We start from the raw sequence: 23956 nt of genomic DNA on the forward strand, positions 1-23956 counted from the left end.
TGGAGGCAACCTCCGGGGCACTTTCACGTGAAAGTGCCCCGTCAGGGGCGTGGGGCGAGGCCGCGCACCTGCTCGAACGGGTCCTCCCCGGTCGGCAGCAGGGCGATGATCGGCGTCGTCAGGCCGTTGTCCACATAGGCCTGCACCTGCTCCCGGCACGACTCGACACTCCCGTGGATCACCAGCTCGTCCACGACCGAATCCGGGATCACCTGGTTCGCCTTCTGCCGGTCGCCCGCGGCCCAGGCCTCGTGCATCGGGGCCAGCGCCTCGCCACGACCCAGCCACTCGTGGAACGCCGCGTACACCGGCACCGTCAGGTAGCTCGAGATCAGCATCCGGCCGAGACCCCGCGCCGCCTCGACGTCCTCCGTCGGGCAGACGAAGATCCGCGCCGCCAGCTCGACGTCCGGGCCCACGACCGCGCGCACGCGAGGCATGTCCGAAGCCGCCAGCCAGTTCGTGATCGCGCCGTCGGCCTCGCGCGCCGCCAGGCGGAGCATGCCCGGCCGCAACGCCGCCAGCATGATCGACGGCGGCGGGTCGGCCGGGCGTTCCAGGCGGAACTTCGAGACCGCGAACGTCTCGTACTTCTCGGTGACCTTCTCCCCCGCCAGCGCCGTACGCAGGAAGCGCAGCGTGTCCCGGGAACGCGCGAACGGCTCGTCGAAGGAAGCCGCATTCCACTGGGAGACGATCACCGGGGACGACGCGCCGATGCCGAGGACGAACCGGCCGGGGGCCAGCTCCGCGACCGTCGCCGCCTGCATCGCCAGCAGGCCGGGGCCGCGCGTGTACACCGGCACGATGGCCGTGCCCAGCCGCAGCTGGGGCGCCCACTGCGAGGCCAGGACCAGCGGCGTGAACGCGTCCGTGCCCGCCGTCTCCGCCGTCCACGCGTCGGTGTAGCCCAGGTCCGGCAGCTGTTCGACCAGTTCCTTGTGCGCGGTCAGCGGCACCCCGGTCAGCGGAATCGTGAGGCCCCAGCGGCTCATGCAGTCTCCTTCTCGACAGCGGACAGTTCACGCAGCAGCCAGTCCACCTGCGTGCGCATCAGGTTCTCCGCGACCTCTTCGGCCTGCGGCGTCATGTGGGTCGCGCCCACCAGCGGCAGGAAGACGTGCGGCCGGCCCTTCGCCAGCAACGCCGAGGACAGCCGCAGCGCGTGCGCGACGAACACGTTGTCGTCGGCCAGCCCGTGCACGATCAACAGGGCCCGGCTCAGCTCGGCCGCGCTCTCGATCAGCGAGTTGTGCGCATAGCTTTCCGGTTCTTCCTGCGGTTTTCCGAGGTACCGCTCGGTGTAGTGCGTGTCGTAGAGCGACCAGTCGGTGACCGGCGCGCCCGCGACCGCCGCGTGGAAGACGTCCGGGCGTCGCAGCACGGCCAGCGCCGACAGGTACCCGCCGTAGGACCAGCCGCGGATCGCCACCCGTTCCACATCCAGCTCCGGGAACCGAGCGGCCGCCGCCTGCAGAGCGTCCACCTGGTCCTGCAGAGTGACGTCGGCGAGGCGGCCGGCGATCTCGCGCTCCCACACCGCACCGCGGCCGGGCGTGCCGCGGCCGTCCGCGACGAGCACCGCGAAGCCCTGGTCGGCCAGCCACTGCGACGTCAGGAAGGCGTTGCGGCTCTGCAGGACGCGCTGGGCGTGCGGGCCGCCGTACGGGTCGAGCAGCACCGGCAGCCTGCCCTCGCTCGGCTCGTACCCGCGCGGCAGCAGCAGCGCCGCCCGCAGGTTCCGTTCCCCCAGTGTCAGCCAGGTCAGGTTCGGCACGATGTCGGGGTCCACTGTGGACGACTCGATCGTCGCGACCGGCGCGCCGTCCCGCAGCACCGACACGCGCGGGCCGCTGTGGTCCAGGCTCCACGACGAGAGCACGGTGACCGCGGCGGACCCGGCGCCGACGTGCACGCCGTCCACAGTGGACAACCGACGCACCGACGTGCCTTCGGTCCGGAAGACGTGGATCTGCGTCGGGTCGTCCTCCGAGGCGCTGAACAGGATCTCGGCGCCGACGTCGAGCACGGCCCGCAGCTGCAGCCCGGCCGGGGTGACGGCCTCGCCGCCGACGAAGAGCCGGTGGTCGCCGTCGACCATGCCTTCGACGACCAGGCGGCCGTCGGGCGTCCACGCCGGGACGCCGCCGACGATGTCGATCCAGTGCTGGTCGGCCGCGGTGTGCACGACCGACGTCGAGCCGTCGGCGACGTCGAGGGCGAGGACGTCCATCCGCTTCTGGTCGCGCGGCTGCACGGCGAGCAGCGGCGCGCCGCCGGCCGACCAGTGCACCGAGGCCAGGTACTCCCAGTCACCCGGCGCGACGTCGACGCGCGAGCCGTCCAGGCCGAGCACCGCCAGCGAAACAAGGGCGTTCGTGGTGCCCGCGGCCGGGTACGCGACGACGGTGGCCGGGTGCTGCGGGTTGGCCGGGTCGGCGATGGTCCAGCGCGGCACCGGGCCGCGGTCGGAACGCTCGGCCAGGATGCTCCGGCCGTCCGGGGCCCACCAGTAGCCGCGGGTGCGGTCCATTTCCTCGGCGGCGATGAATTCGGCGAGGCCCCAGGCGATGTCCTCGCCGTCCTCCTCGGCGAGCACCCGGTCGTCGCCGGTGGCCAGCTCCAGCACGTGCAGCCGCCGGTCCTGGACGTAGGCGACGTGCGTGCCGGCCGGGCTGGGCCGCGGGTCGATGACCGAACCGTCGACGCGCAGCGTCACCTCGCCCGAAGCGAGGTCCAGGGTGTAGAGCTTGCCCGAAAGCGAGAACACCGCGACGGTGAAGGCCGCGTCGACGCCGTAGTGCACGACGCCGCCGCCGGTCTCGCGGGCCCGTTCGCGCCGCGCACGCTCTTCGGCGGGCAGTTCTTCTTCGCCGGGCAGCAGTTCGGCGGCGTCGACGAGCTTCGTTTCGACGCCGGTCTCCAAGTCAGCCGACCAGAGGCTGTGCCGGGGGTCGGTGCCCGACTCCGCGCGCAGGAACAGCACGCGGGAGCCGTCCGGGGCGACCCGGAACTCCTTCGGCGCGCCGAGGGTGAAGCGCTGGGTCCGGGCCTGTTTGCGGAGGAACGGGAGGTCGTCGACATCGGTCACGCCCGCACTCTTCCAGAAGGTCACGACGGGGCGCCAACACCCGTCAGCTTGGCCAGCTCGGCCTCGACGTCGTAGTCCGGCTCCGGGAACCGCGGCTTCAGGTCGGTCAGGGTCTCGATGAGCAGCTCGGCGACGGCCCAGTTGCGGTACCACTTGTGGTCGGCGGGCACCGCGTACCAGGGCGTCTCCGGGGGCGACGTCTTCTTGAAGATGTCGGCGTAGGCCTGCTCATAGGCCGGCCAGTGCGACCGCGCCTCCAGGTCGCCCGGGTTGTACTTCCAGCGCTTTTCGGGCGTGACGAGCCGGGCCTTGAGCCGCTCGAGCTGTTCTTCCGCCGAGATGTGCAGGAACACCTTGACCACGGTGGTGCCCGCCTCGGCCAGCTCCTGCTCGAACGCGTTGATCTCGGCGTAGCGACGCTTCCGTTCGGCCGCGGTCAGCAGCCCGGACACCCGCGGGACGAGGATGTCCTCGTAGTGCGAGCGGTCGAAGACGCCGATCTGGCCGGCCGCGGGCAGCTGCTTGCGGATCCGCCACAGGTAGTGGTGCCGCCGCTCGACCGCGGTCGGCTTCTTGAACGCCGCGTACCGGACGCCCATCGGGTTGACCAGGCCGAGCACGTGCGACACCGTGCCGCCCTTGCCGGAGGTGTCCATGCCCTGCAGCACGAGCAGCACCCGGCGCGTGCCCCCGCCGACGCCCTCGGCGTAGAGCGCCTCCTGCAGCGCGGACAGCCGCTCGCCCGCGCTGCCGAGCTGCTCGAGTGCCTTCGCCTTCTTCCCGGGCCCGACCGGGGTCGAGCCCGGGTCCGGCAGTTCGCCGCCGACGCGCAGAGCGTCCCGGACCCGGCTTCCGTCGTGCTTCTTGGCCATCCAGCGAAACTACCCGCTCAGGCGGTGGCTTTCTCGGCGAACAGGTTCAGCAGGGCGCCGTGCCCCCCGGCACCGGAGACGCCTTCACGGACTTTCGGGCCGGTCTCGCCGTGCCGTTCGAAGTGCCGGTGCTCCAGCTCGACGCGGGTGCTGCGCGGGCCTTCCTCGATGAACCTGACCTCGATCTCGCTGGCGTACGCCGGGTCGGGGTTGATCTTCCAATCGCCGTCGATGCGCCACGACAGGACCACCCGCGCGGGCGGCTCCCAGACCAGCACCTCGCCCCACTGGCACTCGGCGCCGTCCACGGTGCGCTCGTACCAGCGGCCACCGGGCTTCGGCTCCAGGACGGCTTCGGCGAGGTCGCCCGCCCCGATGTGGTGCTGCCGCGGCCACCAGCTGTCGAAGGCCTCGGTGTAGGTCTTGAACGCGTGCTCCCGCGAGCACGCGACGATCACGCTCTTCCGGATCGGTTCCAGAGTCATGGCTGCTCCTCTTCGGTGGATTCCGCCAGTTCGGCGAAGGCCTTCAGCGCGTCCGACCACATCCGGTCGAGGTACGCGCGCACGGCGGCGATGCCGTCGGGCTCGAGGCGGTAGAGCCGCTTCGTGCCCTCGGCCCGGTCCGTGACCAGGCCGGCCGCCTTGAGCACCTTCAGGTGCTGGGAGACGGCCGGGCGGCTGATGGGCAGGTCCGCGGCCAGCTCGCCGACCGCGCGCGGCCCGGCACGGAGCGCTTCGACGATCGCGCGCCGCGACGGGTCGGCCAGCGCGGCCAGCTGGTCGCTTCCGTAAGTCGCCACGAACGGTAAGTTACGGCTTACCAATGGACTGGTCAACGGGCACGCACTGTTTCAGTGGTGTAACGCGCGGATTGCGCAACGAACAACGGGTGAAAGCAACGATTCCCGGCTGAAGTCTGCGTGTTCTGCCTCTAACCTGAACGTATGACGACGTTCGCCGGCCGGGAGACCGCCGCCCCCACCGCCGCGAGCTTCATCGAGCTCGACGAGCGGTGGAGCACGCACAACTACCACCCGCTGCCCGTCGTGATCGCCGAAGCCTCCGGCGCCTCGGTGACCGACGTCGAAGGCCGGTCCTACCTGGACTTCCTCTCCGGCTACTCGGCCCTGAACTTCGGCCACCGCCACCCGGACCTGGTCGCCGCCGCCGTCGAGCAGCTCGGCCGCGTCACGCTGACCTCGCGCGCGTTCCACCACGACCAGCTCGGCCTGTTCTGCCGCGAGCTGGCCGAGCTGACCGGCACCGAGCTGGTGCTGCCGATGAACTCCGGCGCCGAAGCCGTCGAGTCCGCGGTCAAGATCGCCCGCAAGTGGGCGCACCGCATCAAGGGCGTCCCCGACGGCACCGCCGAAATCATCGTCGCCGACGCGAATTTCCACGGCCGGACCACGACGATCGTGTCGTTCTCCACCGACGAGACCGCCCGCGCCGACTTCGGCCCGTTCACCCCGGGCTTCGTCACCGTGAAGTACGGCGACGCGGCCGCGCTGCGCGACGCGATCACCCCGCGCACCGCCGCGGTGCTGCTGGAGCCGGTGCAGGGCGAAGCCGGCGTCATCGTGCCGCCGGAGGGCTACTTCGCCGACGTCCGGCAGGCCTGCGACGAGCACGGCGTGCTGCTGATCGCCGACGAGATCCAGTCCGGGCTGGCCCGCACCGGCACCGTGCTGGCGCTGGACCACGAGGGCATCCGGGCGGACGTCTACACCCTGGGCAAGGCCCTCGGCGGCGGCATCCTGCCGGTGTCCGCGGTGGCCGGCCGCCGGGACGTCCTCGGCGTGCTGAAGCCGGGCGAGCACGGCTCGACCTTCGGCGGCAACCCACTGGCCTGCGCGGTCGGGCGGGCGGTCGTCCGCCTGCTGAACACCGGCGAGTTCCAGCAGCGGGCCACCGACCTGGGCGCCCACCTGCACACCCGGCTCACCGCGCTGATCGGGCACGGACTGTCGGAAGTCCGCGGGCGCGGGCTGTGGGCGGGCATCGACATCGCCCCCGGCGGTCCTTCGGGCCGGGCGGCGTCGGAAGCGCTGATCGCGCGGGGCGTCCTGTGCAAGGAGACGCACGAGCGCACCCTGCGCGTCGCCCCGCCGCTGGTGATCACCCGCGAGGAGCTGGACCGCGGCATCGACGCGATCGCCGAGGTCGTCCGCCCCTGAAACCACCCGGACGCCGCCGGGTGAGCCTCCCGCCCCGGCGGCGTCCGGGAGCACAACATCCGGCGCTCGATCGAGCAGCCGGCCCCCGGCTTGGTCGCCGAGGTCTTGAATGACTCATTCAGGACCTCCGACGCCGTGAATGAGTCATTCAAGACGGTCGAACCCCAGCGAACCCGGCGGCGCCCGGGAGAAGACGGTCCCCTTCGGACGTTGTGCCCGGCATGGGATCAGGGGAATGGGCAGAACGACCGCTGGTCGGCACCGACAGCGTGACGCCGGCCGAGCTGTACGAACAGGGGAAGCGCCTCCGAGAGAAGACGCCGGCCGGGCTCCACGACCACGCGACGGCCGCCGCGGACCGGCCGACACCGCACGAGTACTTCGAGGCCACCAACGCCGGCCGCCTGCCGGAGCTGACCGGACTGCGGCGGGAGCGGATGCTCGCCTCGCCCTTCACGTTCTTCCGCGGCGCGGCCGGGCTGATGGGCGCCGACCTCGCCGGCACGCCGTCGTCCGGCGTCACCGCGCAGCTCTGCGGCGACGCGCACGCGGCCAACTTCGGGCTCTACGGCACGCCCGAGGGCAAGATCGTGATGGACATCAACGACTTCGACGAGACCGTGCCCGGCCCGTGGGAATGGGACCTCAAGCGGCTCGGGGCCAGCCTTGTGCTCGCCGGCCGGGAAGGCGGCATCCGCGAATCGGGCTGCCGCGAGGCCGCCGAAGACGCCGTGAAGTCCTACCGCCGGACCATCCGCGCGCTGGCCGAGCTGCCGTTTCTACGAAGCTGGAACGCGCTGCCGGACTCGTCGGTGCTGTCGAAGGCGCGGGCCGACGAGCTGATCGACGACTTCGCCGACGCGGCCGAGAAGGCCCGCAAGAACGACCATGCGAAGGTCGCGGCGCGGTGGACCGAGCGCGTCGACGACCACGAGACCGGCCTGGCCCGCCACCGGTTCGTCGCGGACCCGCCGGTGCTGACGCACGTCGGCGAGGAGACCGCCGAAGCCGTCGCCGCCGGCCTGGTGTCCTATGTGGACACCCTGCGTGAGTCGCGGCGCACGCTGATCGCGCGCTACCGGCTCGCCGACGTCGCCTTCCGGGTGGTCGGCACGGGCAGCGTCGGCTTGCGCAGCTACGTCGCCCTGCTGCACGGCAACGACGACGAAGACCTGGTCCTGCAGGTGAAGCAGGCCCAGCGGCCGGCCCTGGCGCCGTACCTGGACCTGCCGCCGGCCGCGCACGAAGGGCAGCGGATCGTCGACGGCGCCCGGCTGGTGCAGGCGGAGACGGACATCCTCCTCGGCTGGACCACGATCGGCGGCGTCCCGTACATCGTCCGGCAGTTCCGGAACCTCAAGGGCGACATCGACCCGTCGGCACTGGAGAAGGACCACCTCGACGACTACGGCAGGCTGGCCGGGGCGCTGCTGGCCCGCGCCCACACGCGGTCACTGCACCCGAAGCTCCTGTCCGGGTACTTCGCCGACGACTCGGAGCTGGACGAGGTGCTGGGCGCGTACGCCGTGCGGTATGCCGACCAGACGGAGGCCGACCACGCCGCCTTCTCCCGTAGCTGACCGGACAGGTTGCCGGTCAAGGCTGGAGATCGACTTCCCGCCGTGCTAGATCTGCGCGATCAAGTGACGGCGAGGAGGCAGCGTGGCGGATCTCAACCGGCGGTCGATGCTCACGGGGGTCGCGGGCGCGGCACTGGCGGTGTCGGCGGCTCCCCCGGCGGCCGCCGGGGGTCCGGTCCGGCGCCGGGCGTTCCGGCTGGGCGTCAACTACACGCCGTCGACGCGCTGGTTCCACATGTGGGAGGACTGGCGCGAGGACGACCTGCGCCGCGACCTCGACGACATCGCCGCGCTCGGGCTCGACCACATCCGGATCATGCTGCTGTGGTCGGCCTTCCAGCCGGAACCCGCGCTGGTGAGCGGCGAGAAGCTCGACCGGCTGCACCGGTTCCTCGACCTCGCGGGCGCGGCCGGGCTGGACGTCGAGGTCACCGTGTTCAACGGCCACATCTCGGCCCGCTACTGGACGCCGAACTGGCTGCAGACCAAGCCGAAGCCGGTCAACTGGTTCACCGACCCGGCCGCACTGGACGCGCAGCGGGTGTTGTTGCGGGCCCTCGCCGAGCGGATCGGGCAGCACCCGCGGTTCCTCGGCTTCGACCTGTCCAACGAGCCGTACTACTACTGGGACGACTTCGCCGGCCTGTTCGTCACCCAGGCCCAGGCCGACACGTGGGCCCGCACCCTGTGCGCCACGGCCGAGGAAGCAGCCCCCGGCAAGGCGCACACGGTCGGCTGCGACCGCGCACCGTGGGACAACGGCACCTACTTCACCCGCCCCGGGCTCGCGGACGCGGGCAACGTGGTGGCGATCCACCCGTGGACGTCGTTCTCCGGCACCCTCGCGACCGACCCGCTCGGCCCGGTCGCGACGCACAACGCGGAACGGCTGATCCAGGTGGCCCAGGCGTACGCGACGAACCCGGCACGCCGCGTCTGGATCCAGGAGGACGGCGCGGCGCCGTCGATCCACTTCAGCGACGCGACCCGCCCGCAGTACGGCGAGTGGCTGTCCCGGTCGATCCGCAACGCGGCCTCCTCCGCCAACACCCTGGGCTTCACGTGGTGGTGCTCCCACGACGTGCACCCGGCCCTGGTCCCCAACCTGAACCCCCTGGAGTACGACCTGGGGCTGTACACGAACGACCGCAAGCTGAAGCCCGCCGGCCAGGCGCTGAAGGCCGTGGTGGCGGAGTTCGACCGCACACCACCGGAGCCGGCCCCCCGCACGACGGCGATCGTGGTCCCGGACCTCTTCCCGACGTGGGGCAACGACCGGTTCTTCAAGCTGGCGGCCGAGGGGAAGCGAGTGGCGTTCGTGCTGTGGAGCCGAGCTTCGGACGCGAATTACCTGAAGCAGCGCGGGATCACGGAGCTCATCCAGCCCTAGCACTTCCGGAACACGGTGTGGGTGACCTGGGAAACCCGGCACTGGTCGCCTCTGCAGGGACCCGAGCGCCCCAAGGCGGCCTTCGGTGCGTCTGACGCACCGAAGGCCGCCTTCGGTGCGTCAGACGCAACCAAGGCCGCCTTGGGGCGCTGGAACCGGCACCTCCGGGGAGCAGGTGACCACATGCCGGTCCGCCCTAACCCTCTTTACCCCTCACGACCAGCTCGGCGACGTCCGCCGCGCAGCCCCAGGCCAAGGTGATCCCCGCTCCCCCGTGCCCATAGCAGTGCACGACGTCGCCCACCCGCTCCAGCCGCACTTCCCGCCGGGACGGGCGCAGCCCCACCAGTGACCGCAGCACCTCCGCGCCCTCCAGACGGGGCTCCAATTCCCGGCAGCGGCGCAGGATGTCCGCCGTCACCGCCGGGTTCGGGTCGGTGTCCGCGCGGCCCGGCTCCTCCGTGCCGCCGCACACCACGTGGCTGCCGTGCGGGATCACGTAGGTGATGCCCGGGCCCGTTCCGTCGACCACGAACTCCGGCAGGCCCGGGTCGGTCACGTGCACGACCTGGCCGCCGACCGGGACGATCGCGTCGTCGCCCGCCAGTGCGCCCGCGCCGAGGCCCGCCGCGTTGACCACGACGTCCGCGTCGAGGCCGGACAGCGACTTCAGGAACCGGTACTCGACGCGCACGCCGAGCGAACCCACCCGGGCGAGCAGCCACTCCAGGTACACCGGCGTGTCGACCACCGCCGTCGTGAACTCCACGCGGTCACCGTCGCGGACCGCGTCCTCCACCGCGGGCAGCCACGGCGGGTCCGGCTCGCCCGCCGCCAGCTGGACCCGGCCGCGGCGGAAGCGCACGCCCGGCGCGTCCTGCCCGTGGAACACCGCGAGGCTCGCCGCCGTCCACCGCACGATCCGCTCGTCCAGGCGCCGCAGGGGCGGGTACAGCACCCCGCCGGCGACCGCCGACGTCGACGCCGCCGGCGGGGCCGCCGCCACGACCGTCACGTCGTGTCCCGCTTCCGCCAGCCGGTACGCGCTGCTCAGCCCGACGATCCCGGCTCCGGCGATGGTGACCCGCATCCGCTACTCCCGCCTTGGTCCCCCCGCATCCTGACGCACCCGCGGTGCCCGGGGCGCCGAGGGGGCCCGGCTACCCTCGCGCGGGTGAGGACGATCCGGGTGCCGGCCGCCGTCTGCGGCCTGCTCGCACTGCTGCTGGGCCTGCCGTTCGCCGGCGGGACGTCTCCCGGCGCGGTCGACGAAGCCGCCGCCCGTGCCGTCGCGCACCTGAGCCCCGGCGTGCTGCGGGCCCTGGTCTTCCCGACCGAGCCGTACGTCGTGCTCGCGCTCGGCCTGCTCGGGGTCTTCCTGTGCCTGCGCGCCGGACGGCGGCTGGAGGCCGGGCTCGCCCTCGCCGTCCCCGTCCTGGCGATCCTGCTGACGACCTGGCTGCTCAAACCGCTGTACGACCGGTGGAAGAACGGCACCCTGGTCTACCCGAGCGGCCACACGGTGAGCCTGGTGGCGGTGCTGACGGTGCTCGTCCTGGTCACCCGCCGGGTCGTCGTGGCCGTGCTGGCCGCGGTGGCGTTGCTCGCCGCCGCGGCCGGGCTGGTCGGCCTGGGCTACCACTACCTGACCGACGTCGTGGGCGGAACGCTGTTCGCGGTCGCGGTCGTGGTGTTCAGCTGGCCGGTACGGCGTCCCGTGCCAGCGCCGTCAACCGGCTGACCGCGCGCAGGTACTTCTTGCGGTAGCCGCCGTCCACCATCTCCTCGGTGAACAGCGACGGCAGCGGCTCGCCCGAGACGACCAGCGGGATGGCCCGGTCGTAGAGCCGGTCGGCGAAGGCGACCAGGCGCAGCGCAACGTTCTGGTCCGGCGCCGGGTGGATGCCGCGCAGGTGCACGCGGGTGACGTCGTCGAGCAGCCGCCCGTAGCAGGACGGATGCAGCTCCGCGAGATGGGCGCACAGCGCGTCGAAATCGTCCACTGTGGACCCTTCGTGCGCGGCGACCGACGCTTCCAGCTCCGCCGGCGAGACCGGCGGCGGCGCGTCCGGCAGGCCGCGGTGGCGGTAGTCCGGGCCGTCGACGCGCACCACGCCGAAGCGGGCCGACAGCGTCTGGATCTCGCGCAGGAAGTCCTCGGCGGCGAACCGGCCCTCGCCCAGCTTCTCCGGCAGGGTGTTCGACGTCGCCGCGATGAACACCCCGGCGTCCATCAGCTCCTGCAGCAGCCGGGTGACCAGCGTGGTGTCGCCCGGGTCGTCCAGCTCGAACTCGTCGATGGCCAGGATGCGGTGCTCCGACAACCGCCGGACGGCCTCGGCGAAGCCCAGCGCACCGACCAGGTGGGTCAGCTCGACGAAGGTGCCGTACGCCTTGGGCGACGGCGCCGCGTGCCACGTCGAGGCGAGCAGGTGGGTCTTGCCGACCCCGAAGCCGCCGTCGAGGTAGAGCCCCATCGGCCCGGCCGGCTCGGCGGAGCCGCCGAAGAGCCGGAACCGCTTCTTCTCCCGGCGCGGGCCCACCTTCGCCGCGAACGCCGAGCAGGCCTCGACCGCGGCGGCCTGGCTGGGCTCGTCCGGGTTCGGGACATAGGTCTCGAACCGGACGGCGCCGAAGCGCGGCGGCGGCACCAGCGCGCCGATCAGCTCGTCGGCGGACAGCTCGGGACGGCGGCCGGTCAGGTGCGCGGGCATGGTCGCAGAGCCTATCCGCGCACCGGGTACCGATCAGCGGGCATATGCCCCGGTAGAGACGTGCTTCACGCCCATGCTGGGATGATCGGGTGCAGAGTCTGTGGCCCGATCGGACGGGCGAGTTGAGCGGTTCGGACCTCGAAACGATCTACGCCGGTCCGGAGCGCCTGGATCGGCCGTGGGTGCAGGTCAACTTCGTCGCGTCCGCGGACGGCGCCGTCGAGATCGACACCACCTCGGCGGGGCTCTCGCACGCCGCCGACCGCGAGGTCTTCCTGCTCGGCCGCGACCTCGCCGACGTGATCCTGGTCGGCGCCGGGACCGCCCGCGCCGAGAACTACCGCGGGGTCGTCGCGGGAGCGAAGCGCCTGGAGCGCCGTCGACGGCTCGGGTTCGACGGTGTCCCACCGATCGCCGTCGTGACGCGCACCGCCGACCTGGACCCTGCTTCCCGGCTGTTCACCGAAACCGCCGTCCCCCCGATCGTGGTCACCACGGACACCGCCGACACGCGTGCCCTCGAAGCCGCCGGGGCCGAAATCCTGCGTGCGGGCGCCGATGACGTCGACCTCGCCCGGGCCCTCGACCTGCTCGCCGCCCGCGGCCTGCACCGGGTCGACTGCGAAGGCGGGCCGGGCCTCTTCGCCCAGCTGATCGCCGCCGACCTCGTCGACCAGCTGTGCCTGACCGTCGCGCCGCTGCTGGTGGCCGGGACCGCGGGCCGGATCGCCGCGGGCGCCGCGCCCGCCGTGCCGCGCCGGCTCGCCCTGGCCTCGATCCTGGTCGAGGACGGCTTCACGTTCCTGCGCTACCGCCGGGACGCCGGGTGAGCGACGACGCCGAACTGCTCGCCCGCGCCGCGAACGGCGACAACACCGCGTTCGGCGCGCTGGTCCGGGCGCACACGCCCCGGATGTACCGGGTCGCGCTGCGGATCACCGGCAGCGCGGCCGAGGCCGAGGACGTCGTGCAGGAGTCGTGGCTGGCCGCGTGGCGGTCACTGGCCGGGTTCCGGCAGGAGTCGGCGGTGTCGACGTGGCTCTACCGCGTCGTCACCAACAGCGCGCTCGCCGTGCTGCGCCGCCGCCGTCCGACGGTCTCGCTCGACGACCCCGGTCCGCAGTCCACTGTGGACAGCGCACTGCTCGCCGCGGCGGTGCCCGGGCCCGAAGGCGGGGTCGTGCGGGCCGAAGAGGTCGACGCCGTGCTGCGGGCGGTCGGCCGGTTGGAGGTGTCCCAGCGCGTGCCGCTGGTGCTGCGCGAACTGGAGGGGCTGAGCTACGAAGAGGTCGCCGAAGTGCTCGACGTGAACGTCGGCGCCTTGCGCTCCCGGCTGCACCGGGCCAGGGTGGCGCTGCTCGCCGAGTTGAGGGAGCGGTGATGGCCGAGACCGAGGATCCCGAGCGGGACCCCCGCTGGGACGACGTGCGCCGGGCGGCGGCACGCCGGGTACCGACCCCGCCCGGCCTGGTCGAACGCGTGCTGCGGGCCGTCGCCCGCGGCCGCCGGACGGTGGTGGACGTGCCCGGCGGGACGGGCCGGCTGCGCGTCGACGAAGGCGTCGTCGACCGGCTGGCCCGGACGGTCGCCGCCGACCGGGCCCCGTTCGGCGTGCGGATCTCGGCCGTCGCCGTCGAGGACGACGTCGTGCAGGTACTGGTGTCGGTCCGGTTCGGCATCATCGCCGACGCGGCCGCCGAGGCGCTCCGGCGGGAGATCACCACCGAGCTGTCCCGGCAACTGGGGGTCGCCTCGGTGGTGAACGTGCACGTCGTGGACGTCCACCCGGGCTGAGGTTAGCCCGATCGGGGGACCTTGCGTGAGGGTTTCGTGCTGCCGGGCATCGTAAGGGCGAGAACCCGCCGAGAGGAGCCCACACGCATGCACCCGGAACGGACCGAAAGCCCCGGCACGGTGACGCCGCTCAACGAAGAGGGCACCGCCGGCCGCACCACCATCTCGTCGCTGGTCGTGCAGAAGGTCGCCGGCCTGGCCGCCCGCGAAGTCGCCGGCGTGCACACACTGGGCGGCGGCGGGGTGTCCCGCGCGATCGGCGCGCTGCGCGAGCGGATCCCCGGCTCCGGCACGGTCACCACCACCGGCGTGTCGGTGGAGGTCGGCGAGAAGCAGACCGCGATCGACCTCGACGTCATCGTCGAGTACGGCGCGCGCATCACCGACGTCGCCCGCGCGGTACGGCGCAACGTGATCACCGCGGTCGAGCAGATCACCGGGCTCGAGGTGATCGAGGTGAACATCGCGGTCAACGACATCTTCCTGCCGGGTGAGGAAGAGCCCGAATCCACGCGCGTGGAATGACCGGGCTGCAGGCTCGCCGCCGACCTGCCCAGGCGTCTTGAATGACTCATTCAGGACCTCCGGCGTCCTGAATGAGTCATTCAAGACGTTCCCCGCCACCCCTCCAAGGAGGACATGTGAACGCAACGCAGACCGGGCTACTGGCCGGGCTGATCCTCGGCCTCGCCGCGACCCAGGGGTTCACCGCGTTCCTGGTGACCCTGGCCGTCGGGATCATCGGCCTGGTCGCCGGCCGGGTCCTCGACGGCGAACTCGACCTCGGCGAACTGTTCGGCAAGGGCCGCGACAAGTGAGCCCCGCCCTCGACGTGCCGCGGGAGCTCGCCGAACCGGCCGAGCGCGGCACCCTCACCATCGGGCACGCGGTGGTCCGCAAGATCGCCCAGCACGCGGCCGGCGCGGTGCCCGGCACCGCGCGGGACGCCAAGAAGGGCCCGAAGGCCAAAGTCGGCGGCCACGACAACGACGTCGACCTCGCGCTCGACCTGGCCCTGCATTACCCGGCGGCGGTCCGCGTGGTCGTCGGCGACGTGCGCGAGAAGGTCACCGAAGAGGTCGAGCTGCTCACCGGCTACCGCGTGCGGACCCTGGCCGTGACGGTGTCCGCGCTGCTGCCGGACGCGCCCCCGAGGGTGCGGTAGCCGTGCGCCCGTTCGTCCGCATCCTCGCCACCCTGCTGGGCCTGGCCTTCGCCGCGGCCGGCGCGCTGCTGGCCCTGGAGGTCGGCTGGCACTGGTGGCGCCCGGGCTCGGCGCCACTGCTGGTGCCGTGGCCGCGCTGGCAGGCCGGCCTGGCGTCGCTGGGCTGGGACGCCTACGCGGTGCGCGTCGGAGCCGGCGTGCTGGCCGCCGCGGGCCTGATCCTGGTGGCGTGCGCGCTCGCGGCCGGAAACCGGGCGGTGCGGCTGACCGATCCGGCCGGCGAGGTGAGCGTCTCGACGTCGCCGCGGTCGCTGGCCCGGCTGGTCGGGCTGACCGTGCGGGCGCAGGACAACGTCGCGGGCGCGTCGGTCACCGCGAGCGCCCGCCGCGTCCGCGTCCGCGCGAAGAGCACCCTCGAAACCGAGGCTGAGCTGCGGCCGCGCCTGCTCGCCACGGTGTCGGCACTGCTGGACGAACTCCCGCTGGTGCGGCGGCCGAAGGTGACGGTCGTCGTCGACTCGCCGAAGGACCGCCGATGAGCCGCTCAGTCGCCACGAAGGCGCTCGCCCGGTCGTACACCGGCGAACGCACGCTGACGTTCCTCGTCGGGCTGCTCGCGTTCCTGGGCGGCGCGCTGGCCCTGGTGGTCGGCTTCGGCGGGCTCGGCGAGTTCCGCGGCCGCCGCCCGCTGCTGGACCCGATCGCCGTGGAGTGGCTCGGCGGCCACGCGACGCCGGCGCGCATCGCCGCCATCGTGCTCGGCGTGCTGCTGTTCGTGCTCGGGCTGCGCTGGGCCCTGCGCTCGCTGCGCCCGGAACCGCGTCCCGACCTGGACCTCGACCGCACCGAGGGCGCGGAGCTGGTGGTCACGGCGGCCGCGATCGCCGGCGCGGTCCAGACGGACGCGGAGCAGCTCGACGGCGTCAGCCGGGCCCGGGTCCGCGCGGTCGGCTCGCGCACTTCTCCGGCGTTGCGCATCACGCTGTGGCTGCGCGAAGGCACGGACCTGAAGGGGGTATGGGCGGGCCTGGACACGCGGGTGCTGACCAGGGCCCGTGAATCGCTCGGCTTGGATTCGCTACCGGCCGCGGTCCGGCTGGAACTCGACACGAGCCCCGCGAAACGCGTGCGCTGAGCCGGGGTTTTCCGCAGAATGCGGGGCATGCCCCTACCGCTGCAGCCGCCGCTGAAGCCGATGCTCGCCAAGCCCGCCAAGGCCATCCCGGACTCCGGCGGCCTGCTGTTCGAACCCAAGTGGGACGGCTTCCGCTGCATCGTCTTCCGCGACGGCGACGAGCTGTACCTGCAGTCGCGCGCGGAAAAACCGCTCAACCGGTACTTCCCGGAGGCCGTCGCGCGGCTGCTGGACATCCTGCCGCCGCGGGTCGTGCTCGACGGGGAGCTCGTCGTCGCGCGCGACGGGCGGCTCGACTTCGATGCCCTCACCGAACGCATCCACCCCGCCGAGAGCCGGATCACGCTGCTGGCCGGCGAGCAGCCCGCCGAGTTCGTCGCCTTCGACGTCCTGGCCCTCGGCGACGAGACGCTGCTCGACGAACCGACGTCCGTGCGCCGCGAGCGGCTCGTCGAGCTGGCCGGCGACCGGTTCCCGCTCACCCCGGCCACCACCGATCCGGACACCGCGCGGCACTGGTTCGAGCTGTTCGAAGGCGCCGGCCTCGACGGCGTCATCGGCAAGCCCCTCGACGAGCCCTACACCCCCGGCAAGCGGGTGATGCTCAAGTACAAGCACCTGCGCACCGCCGACTGCGTGCTCGCCGGGCTGCGCTGGCACGTCGACGGCGGCCCCGGCGACCTGGTCGGGAGCTTCCTGCTGGGCCTGCACGACGAGAAGGGCGTGCTGCACCACGTCGGCACCGTCGGGTCGTTCCCCAAGGAACGCCGCCGCGAGCTCGCCGAGGAGCTGGCCCCGCTGATCACCGACGGCGAGGACCACCCCTGGGGCGGCCGGGCCACCGGCGAGGCGCAGCGCATCCCGGGCGGCATCACCCGCTGGCGCGCCACGGAGCACGAGTGGGTGCCGCTGCGGCCCGAGCGGGTCGTCGAGGTGGCCTACGAGAACACCGAAGGCGGCATGCCGTCGCGGTTCCGGCACAACGCGCGGTTCGTGCGGTGGCGGCCCGACCGCGAACCCGCGTCGTGCGACTACGGCCAGCTCGACGAGCCGGTCCGCTACGACCTCGACGCCGTCTTCCGGGGGCAGGTGGTGCGGACCCGCTAACCCGCGTCCCACACCGGCCGTGCAAAGCTCGGCTCACCTTTGATCGACGTCCGACGTGAGGATCCCGCCCGTGCGCCGCCGCCGTACCCGTCTCCTGGCCGCGCTGCTCGCCCTGACCGCCGCCGCGGGCTGCGCCGCGGGGCCGTCGGTGCGCCCGGCGCTGGTCGAGAACGACGGGAAGACGACCGGCGCCGCGCCGACCCGGACACCCGGGGTCCCCCTGCCGCCGCTGGGCGAGCCGCAGTCGCCGTCGCTGAAGTGGGCCGACTGCGACGACGACACCCGCCAGCGCATCGGCACCCCCGGCGTCCCGGACGGCCTGCACTTCACCTGCGCCCGCGTCACCGCCCCGCTCGACTCCCCCGGCGAGCCCCGGCGCTCGGTGGTGCGGCTGCTGGCGCTGAAGGTCGGCAGCGGGCCGGTGCCGCTGGTCGTGGTCAACGACATCGACGGCGAGCCGGGCACCGTGTACGCCGCCCGGCTGGCCGCGACGCTGCCACCCGTGTTCCTGGAGAAGTTCTCGCTGATCGGCCTGGACCGGCGCGGCACCGGGCTCTCCGGCGCGGCGCAGTGCATCCCCGCCGACACCCGGCCCGAGCTCATCGCCGCCGACCCGGCGCAGGGCGGCCTGGGCGACGTGCTGGACGCGGCCCGCAAGTCCGGCCAGCAGTGCGCCATCGAGCTGGACGACTCGCAGACCGCGCTGGACAGCTGGCGCGGTGCGGGCGACCTCGACGAGCTGCGCAAGCAGCTGGGCATGGAACGGCTCGACGCGCTCGGCCACGGCGACGGCTCGAAGGTGCTGACCGAGTACGCCGTGCGCTTCCCCGGCCAGGTCGGGCGCGTGGTCCTCGACGGCGTCCCCGACCCGGGCGCCGACACGGCCGCGGTCCTCGACGCGGTCGCCGCCGGCGCCCAGTCCACATTGGACGCCTTCGGGACCGACTGCGCGGCGCGGCACTGCGCACTGGGCGATCCCAAGGCGGCGCTGTCGGCGCTCACCGACCAGCTGCGGCGCAGCCCGGTGTCGACCGGCGACAGCGTCACGTTCGGCCCGGGCGTCGCCATGTTCGCCGTCTACACGGGACTCTCGCAGCGCTCGCGGTGGCCGGAGCTGGCCGACGCGATCGCCGCGGCACGCGCGGGGGACGTCGGCCCGCTCGCGGCGTTCGCGGCGCCGGTGCTGCGCGACACGCGCGCCCAGCCGTCCCGGATCGACGCGACGATCGCGACCCGCTGCAACGACAGCCAGACCCGGCTCTCGGCCGACCAGCTCGACCAGGTCGTGGCCGGGATGCGCGGCAAGTACCCGCAGTTCGGCGCGGTCGTCGCCCAGCAGCTGGCCTGGTGCGGCCCGTGGCCGGTGCGCACGGAGCCGCTGCCGGCGCCGGGCGGCCCGGGCGCCCCGCCGATCCTGGTCGCGGCCACCGCGACGGACCCGGTCACGCCCCAGGTCGGCAGCACCCGCGCGGCCGACCAGATGCCGTCCGCGGTGACGATCACCTGGCAAGGCGCCGGCCACGGCGCCCTCGGCGTCTCCCCCTGCGTCACCGACGCGGCCCGAGCCTTCCTGATCGACGGCAAGATCCCCGCCGACGGAACCCTCTGCCCCGCCTGACCTCGTGTCGACCCTCCAATCACGCGTGTCGACTCCGCGATCACGCGTGTCGACCCTTCCCGCACGCCGGTTACCGGCGGGTGTTGAGGCGGGCGGCTTGGCGGGTCAGGTGGTCGACCTCGGCGAGGCTCGACGCCTTCGCTGCCGCTTCGGCGTACAGCTTCGCCGCCGTTTCGAGGTCGCCGTCGCGCTCGTGGAGGTAGGCCGACACCGCCGCGTGGCGCGGCACTGTGTCGTCCAGTTCCGCCAGCGCCGCCAGCCCGGCCCGCGGCCCGTCCGCTTCACCGACGGCCACCGCGCGGTTGAGCCGCACGACGGGGCTGCCGGTGAGGCTGACGAGCTCGTCGTACCACTCGACGATCTGCACCCAGTCGGTCTCCGCGGCGTCCTGCGCGTCGGCGTGCAGGGCCGCGATGGCGGCCTGGGCCTGGAACTCGCCCAGCCGGTCGCGCGACAGCGCCCGCTGCAGGAGCGCCACGCCCTCGGTGATCAGCGCGGTGTCCCACCGGGCCCGGTCCTGCTCGGACAGCGGCACCAGGCTGCCGCTGTCCGTCGTCCGGGAGCTGCGCCGGGCGTGGTGCAGCAGCATCAACGCGAGCAGCCCCGCCACCTCGGGGTGGTCGATCGCCGCCGCGAGCTGCCGGGTCAGCCGGATGGCCTCGGCGGCCAGGTCGACGTCCCCGGAGTAGCCCTCGTTGAAGACCAGGTAGAGGACGCGCAGCACGGTCGCGACGTCGCCGGGCTGGTCGAACCGCACCACCGACACGGTCCGCTTGGCGCGGCTGATGCGCTGCGCCATGGTCGCCTCGGGCACCAGGTACGCCTGCGCGATCTGCCGGGTGGTCAGCCCGCCGACGGCCCGCAGCGTGAGCGCGACCGCCGACGACGGCGTCAGCGACGGGTGCGCGCACAGGAAGTACAGCTGGAGCGTGTCGTCGACGGCCGCGGCGGGCTCGGGCGCCACCTCGGCGTCGACGACGTCCTCGCGCTTGCGGCGCGCGGCGTCCGCCCGGGTCGCGTCGAGGAACTTGCGCCACGCCACGGTGACCAGCCAGCCCTTCGGGTCCCGTGGCGGGTCGGCCGGCCAGCCGCGCAGCGCCTCGACGAGCGCCTCCTGGACGGCGTCCTCGGCCGCCGCGAAGCCGGCTCCGCGGCGGACGAGGACGCCCAGCACGCCCGGGGTGAGGCTCCGGAGCAGCGATTCGTCCACGGCTCAGCCGATCCGCTCGGCCGGCGCCCAGGCAGCCACGGCGATCCGCGCCGGCTGGTGTCGCGAATGACTCATTCGGGACCTCCGAGGCTGCGAATGAGTCATTCGCGACGCTCCGGCCGAGCCGCACGACGCCTCGCCGGCGTGGTCCGGAACCCGCTCGCCCACGACGTACCCCGTCATTCCGTGATGGTCGGCGGCGCGGCCAGAAACGGGCGCAGCTCGAGCCACTCGTGGATCGGCTCCCCGCCCGGGCCGGGCGCGGCCGACAGCTCCGCGGCCAGTTCGAGGGCACGTTCGTAGCTGTCGACGTCGATCACCGTCCAGCCGGCGATCAGGTCCTTGGTCTCGGGGAACGGGCCGTCGGTGACCGGCGGCCGTCCCTCGCCGTCGTAGCGGACGAACGTCCCCTCCGGGGCGAGGGCCTGGTGCTCGACGAACTCGCCGGTGTCGACGAGCTTGTCCCCGAAGTCCTGCATGTACTGGATGTGCGCGGTGATCTCCTCCGGCGTCCACTGGTCGATGGACGTGTCGCAGTTCGCCGGCGCCGGCGCGCCGCGGTAGTGCTTGAGCAGCAGGTACTTCGCCATCGTGGTGCTCCCTCGGTGTGTGACGGCCCATTCTGGCCGCTCGCACCCCGGGGACGGAGCCGATACCGGCGTTTCGACATCGCCGGGGAAAAGTTTTGCGCCGCCCCGCGAGGAGCGGCCGCGGGCCTACTGGCGGTACGACTCCACCTCGGACACCGGGCGGGCCGCGGCGTCGTCGGGGTTCTCGTGGAACTCGGCCTTCGCACGCCGCTGGCGCAGCAGGTCCCAGCACTGGTCGAGCTGCTGCTCGACCGCGGTGAGGCGCTCCTTGTCGCCGCCGCTCAGCCCGACGCCGACCGAGCGCGACCGGAGTTCGTGCTCCTCCGCGATCAGTTCGTCGATCCGGCCCAGGATTTTGTCGTCGGCCATTCTGTTCCTCCTCAGACGGGGTGCGCTCGCTCAGACGCTACCCCGGCCCCGGGAATTCCCGCCGCGCCCGGATCGTTGACCTGGGCATGAGCACCGTTGAGCTGACCGCCGAGAACTTCGACCAGACGCTTTCCGACAACGAGTTCGTCCTGATCGACTTCTGGGCGAGCTGGTGCGGGCCGTGCCGCCAGTTCGCGCCGGTCTACGAGAAGGCTTCCGAGAAGCACGACGACATCACCTTCGCGAGCGTCGACACCGAAGCGCAGCAGCAGCTCGCGGCCGCCTTCGACGTCCGCTCCATCCCGACGCTGGCCATCATCCGGGACAAGACGCTGATCTACGCCCAGCCCGGCGCGCTCCCCGAAGCCGCCCTCGAGGACCTGATCAAGCAGGCCCGTGAGATCGACATGGACGAGGTCAAGCGCAAGGCCGCCGAAGCCTGACCCAAGTTCGTGAAGGCCACCTTGAGGAACTACAACTTCCTCAAGGTGGCCTTCACGAACTTTCAGGACCGCGTCGCGAGCCCGCGCAGGAAGAACGCCAGGTTCGCCGGCCGCTCGGCCAGCCGCCGCATGAAGTAGCCGTACCACTCGTCGCCGTAGGGCACGTAGACGCGCATGCGCGCACCCGAGGCCGCGATCCGCGCCTGCTCCTCCGGCCGGATGCCGTAGAGCATCTGGAACTCGTGGTCGTCGTCCGTGCGGCCGTTCTCGATCGCCAGCGCGGCGGCGATCTCGATCATCCGCGGGTCGTGCGAAGCCACCATCGGGTCGCCCTGACCCGCCATCAGGACGCGCAGGCAGCGGACGTAGGACTTGTCCACTTCGGACTTCTCCGGGAACGCCACCGACTCGGGCTCGGCGTAGGCGCCCTTGCACAGCCGCACGCGCGAACCGGGCCCGGACAGCTCCCGGCAGTCCTGCTCGGTGCGCCGCAGGTAGGCCTGCAGCACGGCGCCCACCCACGGGTACTCCCCGCGCAGCTCGCGCAGGATGCCGAGCGTCGAGTCCGTGGTGGTGTGGTCCTCCATGTCGAGCGTCACGGTGGCCCCGACCGCCTCGGCCGCCGCGCAGATCTTCCGCGCGTTCTCCAAGGCGACGTCCTCGCCGTCCACCGGCAGGAACTGGCCCACCGCCGACAGCTTCACCGAGACATCCGCTCCGGACGCCAGGCCTTCCGCGGCCAGCGCGGTCAGCACGGCTTCGTAGGCCGCCACGGTCGCGGTCGCCTGCGCGGCGTCGGTGGTGTCCTCGCCCAGGTGGTCCAGGGTGATCCGCCGGCCATCCGCGGCCAGTTCCCTGGCCACGCGGACGGCGTCGGCGCTCTCGGACCCGGCGACGAACCGGCGCACCACGGATCGCGTGGCGGGCACGGCCTCGACGAGCCGCCGGATGCCCTTCGACCGGGCGGCGGCGAGCAACGGGGCACGCAACATGACGGTCTCCCTCTCAGCCCTGGTGCGGGTAGCGCACGGAGGTCGGCGGCACGAAGGTTTCCTTGATCGAGCGCGGGCTGGTCCAGCGCTGCAGGTTGAAGATCGAGCCTGCCTTGTCGTTGGTGCCCGAGGCCCGCGCCCCGCCGAACGGCTGCTGGCCGACGACGGCTCCGGTCGGCTTGTCGTTGACGTAGAAGTTGCCGGCGGCGAACTTCAGCGCCTCGGAGGCCTTCGCGACGGCGGTGCGGTCGGCGGCGATCACCGCGCCGGTCAGCGCGTACGCGGCGGAGGAGTCGATCAGCTTCAGCACGGCGTCGAAGTCGCCGTCCTCGTAGACGTGCACCGACAGGATCGGGCCGAAGTACTCGGTCGAGAAGATCTCGTGCTTCGGGTTGTCCGAGACGAGGATCGTCGGCTTGACGAAGTAGCCGACGCTGTCGTCGGCGGTGCCGCCGGTCAGGACCTCGACGGAGGCGTCGCCGCGCACGCGGTCGAACAGGTCGCTGTGCTTGGTGAACGCGCGCCGGTCGATGACCGCGCCGCCGAAGTGCGAGAGGTCGGTGACGTCGCCGTAGGACAGCGCCTCGGTCTCGGCGACCAGGCCGTCCTTGAGCTTCGTCCACAGGCTGCGCGGAACGTAGGCGCGCGACGCGGCGGAGCACTTCTGGCCCTGGTACTCGAAGGCGCCGCGGACCAGCGCGGTGCGCAGGACGTCGACGTCGGCGGACGGGTGCGCGAGCACGAAGTCCTTGCCGCCGGTCTCGCCGACCAGCCGCGGGTAGCCGCGGTAGCCCGCGATGTTCGCGCCGACCGTGCCCCACAGGTGCTGGAACGTCGCGGTCGAGCCGGTGAAGTGGATGCCGGCCAGGTCGCGGTGGGTCAGCGCGACCTCGGAGACGGCCTTGCCGTCGCCCGGCAGCAGGTTGATCACGCCCGGCGGCAGCCCGGCCTCTTCGAGCAGCCGCATGGTCAGGTGCGCGGCGAACGACTGCGTTGGCGACGGCTTCCACAGCACGGTGTTGCCCATCAGCGCGGGCGCGGTGGGCAGGTTGCCGGCGATCGCGGTGAAGTTGAACGGCGTGATCGCGTAGACGAAGCCCTCCAGCGGCCGGTGCTCCATCCGGTTCCACACGCCCGGCGAGCTGATCGGCTGCTCGGCGAGGATGCGGCGGCCGAACTCGACGTTGAAGCGCCAGAAGTCGGCGAGCTCGCAGGCGGCGTCGATCTCGGCCTGGGTCGCGGTCTTGGACTGGCCGAGCATGGTGGCGGCGTTCAGCGTGGCGCGCCACTTGCCGGTGAGCAGGTCGGCGGTGCGCAGGAGGATCGCGGCGCGGTCGTCGTAGGACAGCGCGCGCCACTCCGGGGCGGCCTTCGCGGCGGCCGCGATGGCGTCGGTGGTGTCCTGCTGTGTCGCGCTGTGGACGGTGCCGAGGACGTGCTTGTGGTTGTGCGGCTGGACGACGTCGATCTTCTCGCCGCCCCCGTGACGCTGCTCGCCGCCGATGGTGACGGTCAGGTCGACCGGTTCCGCCTGGCCCAGCCGCTTGAGCGCACCCTCGAGCTCGGCGCGCTCGGCGCTGCCCGGCGCGTACGTCAGCACCGGCTCGTTCGTCGGGGCGGGGGTCTGGGTCACGGCGTCCACGGCGGCTCCTCTGCTTTGCGTCCAGATGCCCCGAACGGTAACTCCGGACACGTTCTCGCGGCTTG

General features: G+C 72.7%; 27 protein-coding genes. 15 read left to right on the forward strand and 12 right to left on the reverse strand.

Annotated elements, in window-relative coordinates:
• Window positions 1–41 precede the first annotated feature (41 nt).
• Genes ACLJQF_RS19755 through ACLJQF_RS19775 form a run of 5 tightly spaced genes read right to left on the reverse strand, consistent with a single transcriptional unit; the run spans window position 42 to window position 4765 of the window.
• Window positions 42–995 (reverse strand): LLM class F420-dependent oxidoreductase, encoded by a 954-nt coding sequence (locus ACLJQF_RS19755; protein ID WP_410610558.1) that lies wholly within the window; start codon window positions 993–995, stop codon window positions 42–44.
• Window positions 992–3091: a prolyl oligopeptidase family serine peptidase gene (locus tag ACLJQF_RS19760; protein WP_410610559.1), complete on the reverse strand. Its 2100-nt coding sequence runs from the start codon at window positions 3089–3091 to the stop codon at window positions 992–994. The genes ACLJQF_RS19755 and ACLJQF_RS19760 overlap by 4 nt, the downstream gene beginning before the upstream one ends.
• A gap of 20 nt (window positions 3092–3111) precedes the next feature.
• A complete protein-coding gene (locus ACLJQF_RS19765) occupies window positions 3112–3963 on the reverse strand; it encodes a PPK2 family polyphosphate kinase (RefSeq protein ID WP_410610560.1) in 852 nt (283 codons plus the stop codon).
• Between the two features lie 17 nt (window positions 3964–3980).
• Window positions 3981–4448 carry an SRPBCC family protein gene (locus tag ACLJQF_RS19770; RefSeq protein WP_410610562.1) on the reverse strand — a complete coding sequence of 156 codons (468 nt, stop codon included), beginning with the start codon at window positions 4446–4448 and terminating at the stop codon, window positions 3981–3983.
• Entirely contained in the window at window positions 4445–4765 is a 321-nt protein-coding gene (locus tag ACLJQF_RS19775; protein ID WP_410610563.1) for an ArsR/SmtB family transcription factor, read from the reverse strand. Before ACLJQF_RS19775 ends, ACLJQF_RS19770 begins: the two co-directional genes overlap by 4 nt.
• A gap of 144 nt (window positions 4766–4909) precedes the next feature.
• Here ACLJQF_RS19775 and rocD point away from each other — a divergent pair, with 144 nt between their 5' ends.
• From rocD to ACLJQF_RS19790, 3 genes are all read left to right on the forward strand, one after another.
• Window positions 4910–6142, forward strand: a complete 1233-nt coding sequence (rocD, locus tag ACLJQF_RS19780) for an ornithine--oxo-acid transaminase (protein WP_410610565.1) — start codon at window positions 4910–4912, stop codon at window positions 6140–6142.
• A gap of 221 nt (window positions 6143–6363) precedes the next feature.
• Entirely contained in the window at window positions 6364–7722 is a 1359-nt protein-coding gene (locus tag ACLJQF_RS19785) for a DUF2252 domain-containing protein (protein WP_410610566.1), read from the forward strand.
• Between the two features lie 82 nt (window positions 7723–7804).
• Window positions 7805–9112 (forward strand): glycoside hydrolase 5 family protein, encoded by a 1308-nt coding sequence (locus tag ACLJQF_RS19790; RefSeq protein ID WP_410610567.1) that lies wholly within the window; start codon window positions 7805–7807, stop codon window positions 9110–9112.
• A 196-nt stretch (window positions 9113–9308) separates the two neighbouring features.
• Here ACLJQF_RS19790 and ACLJQF_RS19795 read toward each other — a convergent pair whose 3' ends face one another.
• Window positions 9309–10202: an FAD-dependent oxidoreductase gene (locus ACLJQF_RS19795; RefSeq protein WP_410610568.1), complete on the reverse strand. Its 894-nt coding sequence runs from the start codon at window positions 10200–10202 to the stop codon at window positions 9309–9311.
• Between the two features lie 99 nt (window positions 10203–10301).
• Here ACLJQF_RS19795 and ACLJQF_RS19800 point away from each other — a divergent pair, with 99 nt between their 5' ends.
• On the forward strand, window positions 10302–10853 hold the full coding sequence (locus ACLJQF_RS19800; RefSeq protein WP_410610889.1) for a phosphatase PAP2 family protein: 552 nt from the start codon (window positions 10302–10304) through the stop codon (window positions 10851–10853).
• Here the strand turns inward: ACLJQF_RS19800 and zapE are convergent.
• Window positions 10807–11826: a cell division protein ZapE gene (gene zapE, locus ACLJQF_RS19805; RefSeq protein WP_410610569.1), complete on the reverse strand. Its 1020-nt coding sequence runs from the start codon at window positions 11824–11826 to the stop codon at window positions 10807–10809. The genes ACLJQF_RS19800 and zapE overlap by 47 nt on opposite strands.
• 89 nt (window positions 11827–11915) lie before the next feature.
• On the opposite strand from zapE, the gene ACLJQF_RS19810 reads away from it, so the two are divergent.
• The 10 genes from ACLJQF_RS19810 (at window position 11916) to ACLJQF_RS19855 (ending at window position 18645) form a co-directional block, all read left to right on the forward strand.
• The gene (locus ACLJQF_RS19810; protein WP_410610570.1) at window positions 11916–12656 is read left to right on the forward strand and encodes a pyrimidine reductase family protein; all 741 of its coding nucleotides are present in this window, start codon (window positions 11916–11918) and stop codon (window positions 12654–12656) included.
• Entirely contained in the window at window positions 12653–13207 is a 555-nt protein-coding gene (locus ACLJQF_RS19815; protein WP_410610571.1) for an RNA polymerase sigma factor, read from the forward strand. The genes ACLJQF_RS19810 and ACLJQF_RS19815 overlap by 4 nt, the downstream gene beginning before the upstream one ends.
• Complete coding sequence (locus tag ACLJQF_RS19820) at window positions 13207–13620, forward strand: hypothetical protein (protein ID WP_410610572.1); 414 nt, start codon at window positions 13207–13209, stop codon at window positions 13618–13620. The genes ACLJQF_RS19815 and ACLJQF_RS19820 overlap by 1 nt, the downstream gene beginning before the upstream one ends.
• Before the next feature lie 87 nt (window positions 13621–13707).
• Entirely contained in the window at window positions 13708–14145 is a 438-nt protein-coding gene (locus ACLJQF_RS19825; RefSeq protein WP_410610573.1) for an Asp23/Gls24 family envelope stress response protein, read from the forward strand.
• Between the two features lie 116 nt (window positions 14146–14261).
• Window positions 14262–14438: a hypothetical protein gene (locus ACLJQF_RS19830; protein ID WP_013224542.1), complete on the forward strand. Its 177-nt coding sequence runs from the start codon at window positions 14262–14264 to the stop codon at window positions 14436–14438.
• A complete protein-coding gene (locus tag ACLJQF_RS19835) occupies window positions 14435–14785 on the forward strand; it encodes a hypothetical protein (protein WP_410610574.1) in 351 nt (116 codons plus the stop codon). Before ACLJQF_RS19830 ends, ACLJQF_RS19835 begins: the two co-directional genes overlap by 4 nt.
• A 2-nt stretch (window positions 14786–14787) precedes the next feature.
• Window positions 14788–15324: a DUF6286 domain-containing protein gene (locus tag ACLJQF_RS19840; RefSeq protein WP_410610575.1), complete on the forward strand. Its 537-nt coding sequence runs from the start codon at window positions 14788–14790 to the stop codon at window positions 15322–15324.
• Window positions 15321–15920, forward strand: coding sequence for an alkaline shock response membrane anchor protein AmaP (locus ACLJQF_RS19845; protein WP_410610576.1), 600 nt, complete (start codon window positions 15321–15323; stop codon window positions 15918–15920). The genes ACLJQF_RS19840 and ACLJQF_RS19845 overlap by 4 nt, the downstream gene beginning before the upstream one ends.
• 27 nt (window positions 15921–15947) lie before the next feature.
• Window positions 15948–17027, forward strand: coding sequence for an ATP-dependent DNA ligase (locus ACLJQF_RS19850; RefSeq protein WP_410610577.1), 1080 nt, complete (start codon window positions 15948–15950; stop codon window positions 17025–17027).
• Window positions 17028–17097: 70 nt separating this feature from the next.
• On the forward strand, window positions 17098–18645 hold the full coding sequence (locus ACLJQF_RS19855) for an alpha/beta hydrolase (RefSeq protein ID WP_410610578.1): 1548 nt from the start codon (window positions 17098–17100) through the stop codon (window positions 18643–18645).
• A gap of 70 nt (window positions 18646–18715) precedes the next feature.
• Here the strand turns inward: ACLJQF_RS19855 and ACLJQF_RS19860 are convergent, their stop codons facing one another.
• From ACLJQF_RS19860 to ACLJQF_RS19870, 3 genes are all read right to left on the reverse strand, one after another.
• On the reverse strand, window positions 18716–19855 hold the full coding sequence (locus tag ACLJQF_RS19860) for an RNA polymerase sigma factor (protein WP_410610579.1): 1140 nt from the start codon (window positions 19853–19855) through the stop codon (window positions 18716–18718).
• A 179-nt stretch (window positions 19856–20034) separates the two neighbouring features.
• Window positions 20035–20445 carry a YciI family protein gene (locus ACLJQF_RS19865; RefSeq protein ID WP_410610580.1) on the reverse strand — a complete coding sequence of 137 codons (411 nt, stop codon included), beginning with the start codon at window positions 20443–20445 and terminating at the stop codon, window positions 20035–20037.
• Window positions 20446–20571: 126 nt separating this feature from the next.
• Window positions 20572–20814 (reverse strand): DUF2630 family protein, encoded by a 243-nt coding sequence (locus ACLJQF_RS19870; RefSeq protein ID WP_410610582.1) that lies wholly within the window; start codon window positions 20812–20814, stop codon window positions 20572–20574.
• Between the two features lie 86 nt (window positions 20815–20900).
• Here ACLJQF_RS19870 and trxA point away from each other — a divergent pair, with 86 nt between their 5' ends.
• Window positions 20901–21257, forward strand: coding sequence for a thioredoxin (gene trxA / locus ACLJQF_RS19875; protein ID WP_410610583.1), 357 nt, complete (start codon window positions 20901–20903; stop codon window positions 21255–21257).
• A 62-nt stretch (window positions 21258–21319) separates the two neighbouring features.
• Here trxA and ACLJQF_RS19880 read toward each other — a convergent pair whose 3' ends face one another.
• Both ACLJQF_RS19880 and pruA read right to left on the reverse strand, forming a co-directional pair.
• The gene (locus ACLJQF_RS19880) at window positions 21320–22249 is read right to left on the reverse strand and encodes a proline dehydrogenase family protein (RefSeq protein WP_410610585.1); all 930 of its coding nucleotides are present in this window, start codon (window positions 22247–22249) and stop codon (window positions 21320–21322) included.
• Window positions 22250–22262: 13 nt separating this feature from the next.
• A complete protein-coding gene (gene pruA / locus ACLJQF_RS19885; RefSeq protein ID WP_410610586.1) occupies window positions 22263–23891 on the reverse strand; it encodes an L-glutamate gamma-semialdehyde dehydrogenase in 1629 nt (542 codons plus the stop codon).
• Window positions 23892–23956 lie beyond the last annotated feature (65 nt).

The sequence above is a fragment of the Amycolatopsis sp. lyj-109 genome, from assembly GCF_046548995.1.
Taxonomy (GTDB): domain Bacteria; phylum Actinomycetota; class Actinomycetes; order Mycobacteriales; family Pseudonocardiaceae; genus Amycolatopsis.